The 13,124-nt window shown below is 63.1% G+C and carries 9 protein-coding genes; 4 read left to right on the top strand and 5 right to left on the bottom strand.

All coding sequences use genetic code 11. The annotated features are described in order from the left end of the window. Nucleotides 1-23: 23 nt before the first annotated feature. Both EV283_RS15950 and EV283_RS15945 read right to left on the bottom strand, forming a co-directional pair. On the bottom strand, nucleotides 24-3,296 hold the full coding sequence (locus tag EV283_RS15950) for a TonB-dependent receptor (RefSeq protein ID WP_130327025.1): 3,273 nt from the start codon (nucleotides 3,294-3,296) through the stop codon (nucleotides 24-26). 137 nt (nucleotides 3,297-3,433) lie between these two features. Then, entirely contained in the window at nucleotides 3,434-5,755 is a 2,322-nt protein-coding gene (locus tag EV283_RS15945; RefSeq protein WP_242616013.1) for a glycoside hydrolase family 3 C-terminal domain-containing protein, read from the bottom strand. 134 nt (nucleotides 5,756-5,889) lie between these two features. On the opposite strand from EV283_RS15945, the gene EV283_RS15940 reads away from it, so the two are divergent. Together EV283_RS15940 and EV283_RS15935 are read left to right on the top strand one after the other, a co-directional pair. Further along, complete coding sequence (locus EV283_RS15940; protein ID WP_242616012.1) at nucleotides 5,890-7,131, top strand: MFS transporter; 1,242 nt, start codon at nucleotides 5,890-5,892, stop codon at nucleotides 7,129-7,131. Between the two features lie 4 nt (nucleotides 7,132-7,135). Then, nucleotides 7,136-8,155 carry a LacI family DNA-binding transcriptional regulator gene (locus EV283_RS15935; RefSeq protein ID WP_347400223.1) on the top strand — a complete coding sequence of 340 codons (1,020 nt, stop codon included), beginning with the start codon at nucleotides 7,136-7,138 and terminating at the stop codon, nucleotides 8,153-8,155. 207 nt (nucleotides 8,156-8,362) lie between these two features. Here EV283_RS15935 and EV283_RS15930 read toward each other — a convergent pair whose 3' ends face one another. Both EV283_RS15930 and EV283_RS15925 read right to left on the bottom strand, forming a co-directional pair. Next, entirely contained in the window at nucleotides 8,363-8,908 is a 546-nt protein-coding gene (locus tag EV283_RS15930) for a sugar O-acetyltransferase (RefSeq protein ID WP_278044232.1), read from the bottom strand. Nucleotides 8,909-8,913: 5 nt separating this feature from the next. Further along, nucleotides 8,914-9,603: a DUF1349 domain-containing protein gene (locus EV283_RS15925; RefSeq protein ID WP_130327021.1), complete on the bottom strand. Its 690-nt coding sequence runs from the start codon at nucleotides 9,601-9,603 to the stop codon at nucleotides 8,914-8,916. Nucleotides 9,604-9,674: 71 nt separating this feature from the next. Between EV283_RS15925 and EV283_RS15920 the strand changes: the two genes are divergently transcribed. Next, the gene (locus tag EV283_RS15920) at nucleotides 9,675-10,223 is read left to right on the top strand and encodes a TetR family transcriptional regulator (RefSeq protein WP_130327019.1); all 549 of its coding nucleotides are present in this window, start codon (nucleotides 9,675-9,677) and stop codon (nucleotides 10,221-10,223) included. A gap of 151 nt (nucleotides 10,224-10,374) precedes the next feature. Continuing rightward, nucleotides 10,375-11,472: a biotin carboxylase gene (locus EV283_RS15915; RefSeq protein WP_130327017.1), complete on the top strand. Its 1,098-nt coding sequence runs from the start codon at nucleotides 10,375-10,377 to the stop codon at nucleotides 11,470-11,472. A 213-nt stretch (nucleotides 11,473-11,685) separates the two neighbouring features. Here EV283_RS15915 and EV283_RS15910 read toward each other — a convergent pair whose 3' ends face one another. Continuing rightward, nucleotides 11,686-12,744, bottom strand: coding sequence for a nitronate monooxygenase (locus tag EV283_RS15910; RefSeq protein ID WP_130327346.1), 1,059 nt, complete (start codon nucleotides 12,742-12,744; stop codon nucleotides 11,686-11,688). Nucleotides 12,745-13,124 lie beyond the last annotated feature (380 nt).

The raw sequence follows: 13,124 nt of genomic DNA, 5'->3' as shown, positions 1-13,124 counted from the left end.
TCAGCGGCCTTCTCGCCACTTGGTCAGAAGCGGTATCGCGCTCCGACCAAATACCGTGCAGACCCTTCCGACAGGTACCAGATGTTGCTCTTGTCGCGGCCGTAGGAGCGCACGCCCTCCTCGGTGATGTTGATCGCTTCGAACCCTAGCGCAAAACGCGAGGTGAGGTCGAAGTTCACAGACAGGTCGAGCTGACCATAGGGCGCGGTGAACACCGGATTGCGATCGCCGCCGCGGTTGATGCCACTGAGGAACTTGTCGCGCCAGTTGTACGACATGCGCGCCGAGATACCGTTCTTGTCGTAGATCAGAGTGGCGTTGGCGGTATCCGACAGACCGACCAGCGCGAACGTGTTCACGCTTGGATCGGCCGCGATGTCGATGCCGATGTTGCCGCGGACAAGCGTATAGCTCGCCGCCACGCCGAAGCCCGTATCCCCGAGAAAATACTGCCCGGCGAGTTCGACGCCGTAGATGTGCGCGTCCTGGTTGTTGATCGGCGTATTGACCGCGAAGTTGAACAGCGGATCCTGCCCGTTGGCGGTGATATCGTACTGGCCGAGTATCTGATCGACGAACCCCTGGTTCAACGCGCGGCTCTGCGTGTTGTAGTTGGCTGCGAACTGCGCGTTCGTCGTCGCGACGTTGCCCGCATTCTGCTGCAGCAGCGCCGTGTAGGTGAACAGGTTCACGTCGGTGATGTCGGCGTTGAACGTGCCAGCCAGCTGCTCACGCGCCGTGCCTGAACGCGTACCGGCGGTGCCCGAAGTGGGATCGCGCAGACCGAACAGATTGCGGTTGACCACCGTCTGGCCGATGAAGTTGTGGACCTTCTTGTTGAAGAAGCCCGCCGACAGGAACACGTCCTTGCGCGGATACCATTCGAGCGAGACGTCGATGTTGTCCGACGACAGTGGATCGAGATCGGTGTTGTGCGCAGTGCCGGTCGCTATGCCACCGATCGCCGTCGGGCGGCCTGGACCGGCGACGTTGGTCGAGGCGAACAGGTCGCCGTAACCGGCACGCGAGATCGTCTTGCTGTACGAGGCGCGGGCGAAGAGGTTGTCGACGACCTCGAATTTGGTATCCACCGACGGCAGCCAGTTGCTGTAACCGCCACGCGACGACAGCGTCTGCCGATCGGCGGTGTTCAACACGAAGAAGTCGTTGTCCGCAGTCCACACGACCGCGGTCGGCACCGGCTGGAGTGAAACCGCACGCACCTTGGTGTTCTCGTAACGGACGCCGGCAACCAACTGCGCGTTGTGATCGAACAGTTTGCCGTTCCAGGATCCCTGGACATAGCCCGACCAGATGTTCTCGCGAACGCGGTTGTCGTCGTTCGCGTCGATGTTGTCGGCATGGTTTACGCCATCATTCGTCACGCCGAGATAATAGTCGTGCAGCGTATTGTAGAGCTTTGTTGCATCCTGCGTGCGGAACGCCACCAGCGTGTTGGCATCCGGTTTTCCGTCGTTGTGCTCGAACTTGCACACGTTGCAGAACTGGAACACCTGACCGGGCGCAAGACGCGCAATGTCGGGCGGCAGTGAGTTGCCCCAGTCACCCAGCACCTGGCGCGTATTGTACTGCGTCTGACGTGTATTCGTTGTGCGATAATCAGCGCCGGCATCAACGCGGAGCTGATCGTTCAATGCCCATCCGGCGTCGGCGCGTAGTTCTTTGACCCGCTGCGTCTGATTGGATGCGAACTGACGCTGTACCGCGCTCGACAGATCGCCCAGATCAATCACGCCGTTGCCGTTGCCCTTAATGAAGGACTGGCCGGTCGGCGTCGTGCTGGCCGAACCGTCGTTGATCGCGATCGTCTGCTGCGGGAATCCATTCTTGCCGAGCGTCAGCGAGTGTGCAGCGACGACCGGCGCGTTGAAGGCCACTGTGGTCGAAGTCTGACCATTGGGATTGTCAGGCGAGCTGTCCGCCCGACCAACGTGGCCGTCGATCGCCAGCGAGAAGCGCTCGGTCGGCTTCCATTCGATGTTGCCACCGAAATCGTACAGCTTGTTCTTCTGCGCGCGATACGCCTGCTCGAACGCCTCGTCCTTTACGCCGTTGATCGTTTCAGACAGGAAGCTCGTCGTCGCGATGCCGTTGCTGGCGTCGTCGAACGTGACTACGCCGAACGGGCGGTTGAACCAGTTGGACTGGGTGGAGCGACGTTCGGACTGGCGTAGCTGGGCGTAGAGTCCGTCTGCAGTGAAGGTCAGCGTGTCGGTCGGACGGAATTGAATAACGCCCGACCCGTTGATCCGCTCGCGGCTCGCCTCGGAGAAGTGATAGCGCGAGTCGTTCGGCACGGAGACCAGCACGTTGCCGTTGGTCGGACGGTTATTGATTACCGTCTGCCCGTTAACGAAGCCGTTGCCGGGGTTGAGGAAATCAGTCAGCGACCGGATGTTCCAGTTGTCAGGCGCGACGCTAGAGAAGCTGAAGTTGCGTTTCTGGTAGCTCCCGAACAACGACACGCCGAAGCGCTGGTTGGGATCGCTCCAGCTGGCGGTACCCGACACCTCCGGCGTCACGCGCGCGCCGCAGTCGAAACAGTCTGACGAGCTGTTGTCGTAGCTGCCCTTGACGCCGAGCGAGCCCAGCAGACCCGTGTCCTTGGAGTCGAGCGGACGACGGCTGACGACGTTCACGGCCGCCCCGATGCCACCCGAGGGGATCGCGGCACGGCCGGTCTTGTAGACTTCCAGCGTCTTCACGCCTTCCGAGGCGAGGTTGGAGAAGTCGAACGACCGACCGAAGCCCCCCGCGCCGTCGCCGCCCTGATCACCGCCCACCGCGACGATGTTCGATGTCGCGAGCTGACGGCCGTTGAGCGTGACGAGATTGTACTGCGCGCCGAAGCCGCGAACCGTGACGGTCGAGCCTTCGCCATTGCGGCGATCAATCGACACGCCGGTGATGCGCTGCAGCGATTCCGCAAGATTGGTGTTGGCGAACTTGCCGATGTCCTCCGCGCTGATTGCATCGACGACGCCGAACGAATCGCGCTTGATCGCGATCGACCGCTCGAGTGATGCGCGAACGCCGGTCACGACGATCTCGTCGCCTGGTGCCTGGTCGGGCATCGCATTGGTCGCGGTCGCACCAGTCTCAACCTGCGGAGCGCCTGGCGACGTATCGGCTTGTGGTGTGCCCTGTTGGGCCTGAACGGTCGTAGTCGGATCTGGAGTGGCCTGCGCATTCGCCAAGCCGGGCATGGCCAGCCCCGCCACCAACGCGAATACCGACGTCGAGCGCGCGAACGCTGACGGAATAGAACCCCTCATACTCATCCTCCCTGACCGGCATGTCCCTACCGGTGTATGATTCTGGCGGTGTAACCCCGCGTTGCTCAACCGTGCTGCCGGCCGACATCGATGTCAATCACCGCGTGACATCGATGTCCGTCATGGGCTGAATTGTTTTAAGGTGTGTCAAAAGCAGCACGGGCCGACCCCAGACGCCGGTCAGTCAGCTTGACCGTGCCTTCCGCGACCGTCGTCTGCGCGTCCGTTGCGATTTTCAGTGCGTAAGTACCGCCCTTCACGCGCCATCCCGCGGTCTCCCACTGCGCCAGCGCACGTGGATCGGCAGTGATCGTCACGTTTCTAGTCTCGCCAGCCGCCAGCGTCTGACGTGACCAGCCGACCAACCGAGGAGCTCCGCCGTCCGGTGACGTTGCGTAAAGTTGAGGTACGGCGGTGCCCGTACGTGCAGTCTGATTGGTGACGGTGAACGTCACACTGGCATTGGTCCCGCCCGAAAACCGTGGGTTGCCGATCTTCGTGCTGGCATAGCTCAGTCCGAAGCCGAACGGGAACAACGGCGTGTCCTTGCGGGTGGCATACCATCGATAGCCGACGTTCGCCCCCTCCTGATAGGTGACGGGATAGGCCGGAAGCAGGCTGGCATCTCCGGCACCGGCATTGGCCGAGGCATCGTTGCTGGTCGCGCCAGTCGGCGAAGTCACCGGCCGAGGACGGGGGAGCTGCTCGATCGTCCGGGGGAAGCTGATCGGCAGACGGCCCGATGCATCGACCTCGCCGAACAACACGCGCGCGATCGCCCCACCGCCACGCTGCCCAGGATACCAGGCTTCGACGATAGCCGGTACCCGCGCGGCCCACGGCATCAACACCGGTCCACCGGTCTCCAGCACGACGATGGTGCGTCGGTTGGCGGCGGCGACCGCGTCGATCATCGCATCCTGATTATCAGGAAGCGACAGGGATGGCGCATCCTGCGCTTCGGTCTGCCAATGCGTTGCAAACACGATTGCGAGGTCGGCGGTGCGGGCCGCCTTGGCGGCGGCGACCGGGTCGGTGCCGTCGACGAACGTCACCTGCGCGTTCGGCGCCAGGGCCTTGATGGCGCGCAGCGGCGATGACGAATGATAGGTAACCCGTGCGAAAGACGCTGCCGCGCCGGTCTTGAGCGGGATCTCGATCGGCACGCCGCCGACCGAGCGAACCTGGGACGAGCCGCCCCCGGACAGCACGCCGACGTCGGCATGCCCGCCGATGACCACGATCGACCGCGCCGTCTTTGCAAGCGGCAACAGACCTTTCTCATTCCTGAGCAGGACGATGCCGGCCTCGGCAGCACGCTGCGCGATCTCTGCGTTCGCGGCATAGTCGATCGGCTGCGCGGACGTGGGCGTGGGATTGTCGTAAAGGCCGCTGGCGATGACCCCGGTGAGGATCCGGCGTACCATGTTGTCGAGCCGTGCCGGCGAAACGCGCCCTGAAGCGACGGCGGCCGCAAGCGGCGTGCCGAAGTAGACCTTGGCATCCAGTTCCTGACCCGACTCCTGGTCGAGCCCTGCGTTGGCCGCCTTCTCCGTGGAATGTACGGCACCCCAGTCGGACATGACGAACCCTGGATATTTCCAGTCCCTGCGCAGAACGTCGGTCAACAGGAACTTGTTCTCGCAGGCATAGTCGCCGTCGATGCGATTGTACGCGCACATCACCGAACCCGGCTTCCCGTCCGCGATCGCGATTTCGAACGCCAGCAGGTCGCTTTCCCGTAGCGCCGTCGGATCGATCCGCGCGTCGAGAACGGCTCGCCCGGTCTCTTGGCTGTTCAGGACGAAATGCTTGATCGTCGAGACGATGTGGTTCGACTGGACGCCCCGGATCGACGCAGCGCCCATGACGCCTGTGAGCAGCGGATCTTCGCCAAGATACTCGAAGTTTCGCCCGTTCCACGCATCACGCGTCAGGTTTACGCCGCCCGCAAGCAATACGTTGAATGTCTTCGCCCGCGCTTCGCTGCCGATCATCGCGCCCCCGGCATAGGCGATGGCGGGATCGAAACTCGCGGCGGTGGCAAGGCTCGCGGGAAGCGCAGTGGCCACATCTCCCTTGCGCTGCTCGACCTGATTGGCAACGCCCAGCGACGCATCGCTTTCGCGCAACGTAGGTATGCCCAGACGAGGGACTCCGGGCACGTAACCGGCGGACGGAATCATGTCGGACGTCATCGGCTTTGCCATCGGCGGAAATATGCCGTGAACATACCGCAGCTTTTCAGCCTTGGTCATCGCCTTCACGAGAGCGTCGGCTCGAACCGCCGCGGTCCTCGTCGTATCCCGCCAGATCTCGGACGTGCGTGTACCTGTTCCGCCGCCCGCCTTCGACGCCGACGTCTGCGCAGGTGCCACTCCCGGCAGAGTCTGCGCCGACAGCGCCATCGGCGCGACGCTCAGCAGCGCGCATGCGATGCGCGGAAATCCCGTGCTCATCGTAGATATCCTCCCATGCCGCATTTTCCCGAGCGGCTCGGCAGCGTGATCGCCAACTCCGACATCGATGTCAATGCGAAGCATGATGCCGTCGTCATACATTGCGCAGCAGCGCCGCCTTGCTAGGATGAGGCGTGAACACGAGCAGCATGCCCCTTGCGCCCGCTAACGGCGAACAGCGCGCAACTCTGCTGTTCCAGCTTTGTATAGGCGTTTATTTTCTCGGCGGATTCCTTAACTCGCTTGTCGGATTGCTGGTGCCCCGGTTGCGGATGATCGAAGGGCTGAACCACACGCGCTCGCTGCTGGTGCAGTTCGCGTTCCATTCGAGCTATCTCCTCTTCGCCGTACCGATCACCGTGCTGGTGGTGAAGTTCGGCTACATGCGAAGCATCGCGGCGGGGCTAGCCGTCATCGCGCTCGGTTGCGGCCTGCTGGCCGCATCGCTCGGGTCGCTTGGATACACGACGGTTCTACTCGCGCTCCTAGCCGTCGCCGGTGGTGTCACCTTCCTGCAGATCGCCGCCAACATAGTCGTCCCGGTTGTCGAACCAGCACGCCGCGCCGTTTCGCGATTGACCTTGCTGCAGGGCTTCAACTCGCTTGGTACCGTGCTCGCGTCTTTGGCAGGATCCACACTGCTTCTCGGGACGGGTCGGCAACGATCCGGCGATCTGGCAGACCACATACGGGTTGTTCTGCCGTTCCTTGCGGTTGCGCTGGTTGCACTTGTGCTTGCCGCAGCCTTTATCAGCCGACGCGACCTGTTGCGCGCGTCCTCAACGCCGCGTCGCGTGTCGCTCTCCGGCATCGCCGGCGTGCTGTCGAATCGACGGTTGCTGGCAGGTGGCGGCGCGATGTTCGCCTATGTCGGCGCCGAGGTCACGATCGGCACGCTGCTCGTGGAATACCTATCCATGCACGACATCCTGGACGTCTCGCCGGTCGCGGCGGGGCAACTCGTAGGTCTGTACTGGACAGGTGCGTTGGTCGGTCGACTGGTAGGCGCGCTCTACCTCACCCGCTATGGTGCGCCGACGATGCTGCTCGGTTGCGCGATCGTCGCCGTCGGGCTCGTTGCGGTGGCGATCGGTTTGCAGGGGCCGGTGGCCGCCGCGGCGCTGCTCGCAGTCGGGCTGTGCAACGCTATCATGTATCCAACGATCTTCGCGCTTTCGCTGCCCGATGATCATTCCACCGCCACCTATGCCTCGATGCTTTTGTGCATGGTCGTCGTCGGCGGCGCCATCATCCCGTTGCTGACCGGCGTCCTCGCGGACGCGGCCGGCTTGACGATGTCATTCATGCTCCCAGGCGCCTGCTACATCGTCATCGCGGCGTTCGCGTGGTGGCGGCATCGAACATGGGATTTATAGCACGATGATGCCGCCGGTCACCATCAAGGATGTCGCGCGCGCTGCAGGCGTGTCCCCGAAGACTGTTTCTCGGGTGATGAACGCGGAGGCGCATGTTCGGCCAGCGGTGCGGGACCATGTCCTGCGGGTCGTCGCGGAACTGGGTTATCGCCCGAACGCCTACGCCCGCAGCCTGTCCAGTTCGCGGTCCTACCTCATCGGATTGTTCTTCGACGATCCGGCATCGGGGTACGCCGCAGAGGTACAGCTGGGCGCGATGGCCCGCTGCCGCCATCACGGCTATCATCTTGTGGTCGAACGGATCGACCGCGACGGGCTCGAGCCGCTCGACGAGGTATCGAGAACGTTGCAGGCATTGCAGCTCGCCGGGGTCATTCTAACACCGCCGATCTGCGACTGGTCCGATCTCACCGACCTGCTCGATCAACGCGGCATCCCTGTCGTGAAACTGAATTCATCACGAACCGGCTCGTCGGCCGCGGTGATTCATATCGACGACTATCAGGCTGCCCGCGATATGACCGATCACCTCATCACGCTGGGGCATCGCGACATTGCGTTCGTTCAGGGGATCGTATCGCACGATGCGTCTGGCAAACGACTAGCGGGCTTTTGCGACGCGATGAGTTGCGCGGGGATCGGCATCAGGGAAGCCTGGGTTCAAGCCGGCGACTTCAGCTTCAGGTCGGGTATGGCGGCCGGCGACGCAATTCTGTCGACCAACGATCGTCCCAGCGCCGTGTTTGCCGCCAACGACGAGATGGCTCTGGGTGTTCTGGTCAGCGCCGCGCGCAGGAACATCGCCGTACCCGGGGCCCTGTCCGTCGTGGGCTTCGACGATGCGCCTATTTCTCGCATGGCGTGGCCTCAACTGACGACCATTCGTCAACCCAATGCCCTTCTTGCAAGTGCGGCCATCGATATCCTGGCCGACCCCTTATATCAACAGGTCGGCGACCGGCCCGCACGATCGATTCAGGTACCATATACTTTTATCGGGCGCTCAAGTTCAGGACCGGTTTAACGTACGAAACCAGGCTAGCCGAAAGCAGCTCCAATATTTAGGTGGTTGCCACCGGCAACCACCCTTATGGTTACATTGGGTCGCTCAAGAGCCATGATCTGAAGCATCAAGACCCACGTCCGGACGTTCGCGGCCGCTTTTGACCTTCCGAACTTCGTACATTCATTCACGTCGGTCCGAAGTCCGGCGTAGTTGAATGATCTGCCACTATCTCAGCAGGCGAGCTGGATTGCCCGCCACGGTCGCGCCATCGGGAACATCGCGCGTCACGACACTGCCTGCGCCGACGATCGCATCGTCTCCGACCGTGATGCCCGGCAAAATCAGTGCGCCACCGCCTATCCACACATTGCGGCCGATGGTGACAGGCCGACCGAACTCGAGCATCCGGCCACGCTGGACCGGATCGCGCGGATGATCGGCGGTGAGGATCTGCACGCCCGGACCGATCTGAGTGCCCGCACCGATCCGCACTGGCACTACATCGAGCACCGTGCACCCGAAATTGAGAAACACGCCCTCACCGAGGTAAATGTTATAGCCATAGTCACAGTGGAACGGCGGTCGGATCGTCGCACCGCTCCCCGCGTGACCAAGTCCTTCCGCCAACAGCGCATGACGCTCGGCCACAGTAGCTGTCGATGCGCGGTTGTAGCGGTCGAGCCACGCGGCAGCGCGCGCCGCGTCCGCGACGAGTTCGGGATCGTCGGCGACGTAGAGCTCGCCCGCCAGCATCCGGTCCTTCTGCGTCATTGCGATCAGCTCAGGTCGTGGAGATCCTTGCCCAACGGGGATGTGATGCTCAGGTCTGAAAAGTGCACGTCCAGTCCGGCCCGTTCGGGCGTGCAGGCCATCGGTCCGACCTGATAGGCGGGGGCGATTGGAAAGGGCGCCAGTCTGACCAAAGGCCAGCTCTTGCCGTCCGCTGAAACCTGCAACCGCAGGACGCCCTTGGCGACCGTCGCGCGCATCCAGAAATCCTGCGCGTCATGCTCGTAGGGGCCGGTTGCCCAGTCGGACTTTCCGTCGGTCAGCACGCTGCTCAGCATGGCGCGCCCGTCGGACAACTCGATCCCCGCCTTGACCCAGCGTCGTTCGTCGACCCGCACCATGATGCCGGCCTGATCGTAGAGTTTCTGATACTGGCCGCGAATGCGTAGTTGGGCGGTAAACGCGGCAGGCGTGGCGAAGCCGAGGAAATGACCGCTGTCCCGGGTGAAGCCGTAATGCGTCTCGCGCCAGAAATCGCTGCCCTTGTCGGTGACGAGCGTCAGGTCCCCGCCAGGTGCGACCTTCCAGGTCTTGGGCGCATTCAGCCAGCGACCGCCACGGCGCCCAAGCGCCGATATTCCCGAGCCCTGCGCGGTCCCGACGCCGGCATTGCCCGCGATCGCAAGCGCCGCAGCACCGCCGATCACCGTCCGCCTGCTCACCCGATCGTCCGTCATAGCTACTACCTTCCCATCGTCCGCGATGTTATGTACATATGTACATATGCCGAGATCGAGGTAAAGAGGCAATGACCCAACAGTCCCGGCGCAACGATCCTGCACGGCGGCAGCGCATCATCGATGCGACTCTGGTGGTCGTTGCGGATCATGGAACCGCGGCGACGACTCATCGCCGCATCGCCGCGGCAGCGCAGGTGCCGCTGGGATCGGTCACGTATTACTTCGCGACGCTACAGGACCTGCTCACGGCGGCCTTCCTGCAGCTGGCGGCGGAATCCTCCGCAGCCTTCCGCGCGCGCCTAGAGGCCGCGAACGACCGCGCAGAGGCGTGTACGGCAGTCATCGACATCATCGCGAACCAGATTTGGGCGGAACCGCGCACGCTGTTGTTGAGCTACGAACTCTACGCTTTCGCGGCCCGGCACCCATCGGTCAGCGCGGTTATGCAAGATTGGATGGACAGCAGCCGAGGCGCCCTGGGCCGCTTCTTCGACCCGCTCACGGCGCGCGCGCTCGATGCGCTGATCGAGGGTATCGGCATCCACAATTCGATCGATCGCGCGCCCCTCGAGCGCGATGCAATCAAGACCATCGTCGAGCGGATTGCCGAATGTTAGCCGGTCCGGTCCATCGGAGTACTTCAGCGCGCATGGCGCGACGGTCAGGGTCAAGCCGATGCATGAGGTATCACTGCCGCATGACCGCAATCGATGCCCCTTTCATGAGCGCGCCGCTGCGGGTTAATGCGCGGGGCGTAGGAGATTATTTGTGAAAACAGCGCCGGTCGCCCTTCTCTACCAAGCGCTGCCACCACCGCTGATCGGCGGGTTGCGAAAGGACGCCAAACCGGGTGGATACTCAGATGGCGGTGCCGACATTGCTTTCGCCTTACGGGCGGCCGGGGTGAATGTGGTCACGCCTACCTCCTTGCCAGACCCTGCCAAGGCACTCGACTGGGTCTTCCCGGACACGGCCGAGGGCATCCGTAGCGCGGGCGCAGCCGGCGCATCGGTCCTGTGGGCGAACACCGTCTTGTTTGAGGGACATCCGCTTGAAGCGGCGATGGTCGACTTCGACATCGTCGGGCAGCTTCCCTCGGCAATGCAGGCGTTCGACGACAAGTTCGAGACCAACCATCTTCTGGCCGAGGCGGCTCTGCCAGTAGCGCAATCGTTTCTGCTTTCCGGCACGGCGAAGGAGAACGTCTGCGCACTCGCCGATGTCGAGCACGCATGCGCTTCGTGCGGCATGTCCTTTCCGCTGATCGTCAAGCCGGTGCGCGGGCGTGGAAGCCAGGGCGTAACCCTGGTGGAAAATCTCGGTGCCCTGCGCGATGCCGCGACGGCGTTGATCGAGGCTGCCACCTTCGGCGACATACTGATGGTGGAAGAGTTTCTTGGCGGGGACGAGATGACCGTCACCATCCTGCCGCCCACGTCCCCGCGCCCGGACGGTTCGCGGGCACCGACGCACTGGGCCTTGCCGCCCGTGTACCGCTTCGATCAGCGTGGCGGAGTAGCACCGTATAACGGTGACGTTCCGGTCACCGCCAACAGCATCGCAATCGGTCCCGAGCGGCTGGGTGATCCCGCGATAGTGGCGATGATCGACAGCTGCATCGCAGCAGCCGCGCTCGTTAACGCGCGCACCGCGATCCGGATCGATTGCAGAGCTGATCGTCATGGTCTGTTCAAATTGTTCGACCTTAACATGAAACCCAACATGACGGGGCCGGGCCGCCCGGGGCGCGAAGATCAGGATTGCCTCTCGGCGATCGCCGCCCGCGCCGAGGGGTGGAACTACGTTGATCTTTTGCAGGCGATGCTTGCTGCCAAATGGAGGCTCGAGCCGCTGAAGGGAGCTTAGGTAAGAACGTCAGCTACGGGGCGGGGGTACCTGCCCAAGCTTCGGCTCAGACCCAGTTGCGGCCATTCGCGACCCCTTTTGCGTTCCAACTTTGGCCATTCGTTCATTTTGATCTCACCGCCCTTTTCAGTGCCCTAGACGAATCGCGTAAACGGCTCCGGGTTGAAGAAGCGGCCAATCCGATCTGGGAAAGGCGCAAGGCCCGACCACACCTCAAACCCGTCGCCGTGCGAGTTCCTCTCGCAGCGCCTCAACCAAGGCTGCTGCCGGCATCACACGGGATAGCGGCGCACCTTGACCTGCCCATTGTGCCCCGAACCCATATTCTCCCCCAGCCTTGGCGGCCGCGTGCAGCGCCTTTCCCGCATCATAGGCGATGGGATAATCGGGCGGTCGGCGCTCACCAACCATCTCGCTCAAAGCTGTGAACCGGTTGGCCAGCGCGCGCGCGGGCCGACCAGAAATAAGCGACGTGAGGACGGTGTGGTAAGCGCCCGCACCGGTGAGGGCCGTCCGGTATGCATCGTCTGCGGCCGACTCCGGGCAGGCGATGAAGGCGGTTCCCAATTGTGCTGCCGACGCGCCGAGGTCGAGCATCGCGGCGATGCCAGCGCCGTCCATTATTCCGCCGGCTGCAATAACTGGTAGGTTGTTCTTGCGCACCAGGAGCCGGGTCAGCGCGAACACGCCGAGCCCGTCATCGGGCGCGGTGGGGTCGAAGACACCCCGATGCCCGCCAGCCTCAATCCCTTGCGCGACGACCGCGTCGATCCCTGCCGCCTCGATCGCGTGTGCTTCGTCGAGGCTGGTTGCGGTCGCCATGAGGTAGATACCACGTGTCCGCAACGCCGAGATCACGTCGGCGGACGGCAACCCGAAGTGAAAGCTGACCACTGGCGGCGCGAGGTCCAGCAGTACCGCCAGCATGTCGGGATCATCTGCGAAGCTCTTGTAGATGGTCTTGAGCGCTCTCGGGGGTTCTGCGCCGTACGCGACGAACAGCGGGGCAAGCCAATCCAGCCACTGCGCTTCCCGAGAAAGATCGGCCTTTGCCCCAGCGTGGACGAAAAGGTTGACGTTGAACGCGCGGGTCGTGCGGCGGCGCACCTCCTCGATCATCGCTCGTGCACCGGCCGCGTCGGTCGCGCCCACTCCGATCGACCCCAAGGCTCCCGCCTCGGATACCGCTGCCGCCAGCAAAGGGGTGGCGACGCCCGCCATCGGCGCTTGGATCAAGGGCACCGAGAGCTCAAACAGATTGATGAGAGACATACCCACGCAGGATCCGATCATGAACGATTGTCCGTGTATGACGACGCCAAAGCATTAAGTGAACGGCGCCAGGTGCGCTGAGGCGGATCCCTGCGTTTAAATCACTACGACCCACTTCCGGCCGCACAGAGACGGCGAGGCGCCGCCCGAAACCGACCGCTCGTTCAGCATCATCGACGGCTGATCAACCACATTTCCAAACCGCCGGTTTACTGCGCCTGCGTACACTCGATTGACCGATGGAGATGATCGATGGGTCACTCGTCAATCGACCCCGCCTTTCACGAACTTCGGCCTTGGAACGAAGGCCGGCTGATCGGTGCGAAGCGGGCGCTGAAACAGCAACAGGTCTGGGCCATTCGCTTCTGGCTCGACCAGCA

The organism is Sphingomonas sp. BK036, assembly GCF_004216825.1.
GTDB lineage: Bacteria > Pseudomonadota > Alphaproteobacteria > Sphingomonadales > Sphingomonadaceae > Sphingomonas.
The sequence above is the reverse complement of the archived record's forward strand: the minus strand, read 5'-3'. Positions and strand labels throughout refer to the sequence as shown.

Coding starts and splice junctions, on each gene's coding strand:
- EV283_RS15950 (WP_130327025.1), bottom strand. CDS start 3,296: ATGAGGGGTTCTATTCCGTCAGCGTTCGCGCGCTCGACGTCGGTATTC.
- EV283_RS15945 (WP_242616013.1), bottom strand. CDS start 5,755: ATGAGCACGGGATTTCCGCGCATCGCATGCGCGCTGCTGAGCGTCGCG.
- EV283_RS15935 (WP_347400223.1), top strand. CDS start 7,136: ATGATGCCGCCGGTCACCATCAAGGATGTCGCGCGCGCTGCAGGCGTG.
- EV283_RS15930 (WP_278044232.1), bottom strand. CDS start 8,908: ATGACGCAGAAGGACCGGATGCTGGCGGGCGAGCTCTACGTCGCCGAC.
- EV283_RS15925 (WP_130327021.1), bottom strand. CDS start 9,603: ATGACGGACGATCGGGTGAGCAGGCGGACGGTGATCGGCGGTGCTGCG.
- EV283_RS15920 (WP_130327019.1), top strand. CDS start 9,675: ATGACCCAACAGTCCCGGCGCAACGATCCTGCACGGCGGCAGCGCATC.
- EV283_RS15910 (WP_130327346.1), bottom strand. CDS start 12,744: ATGTCTCTCATCAATCTGTTTGAGCTCTCGGTGCCCTTGATCCAAGCG.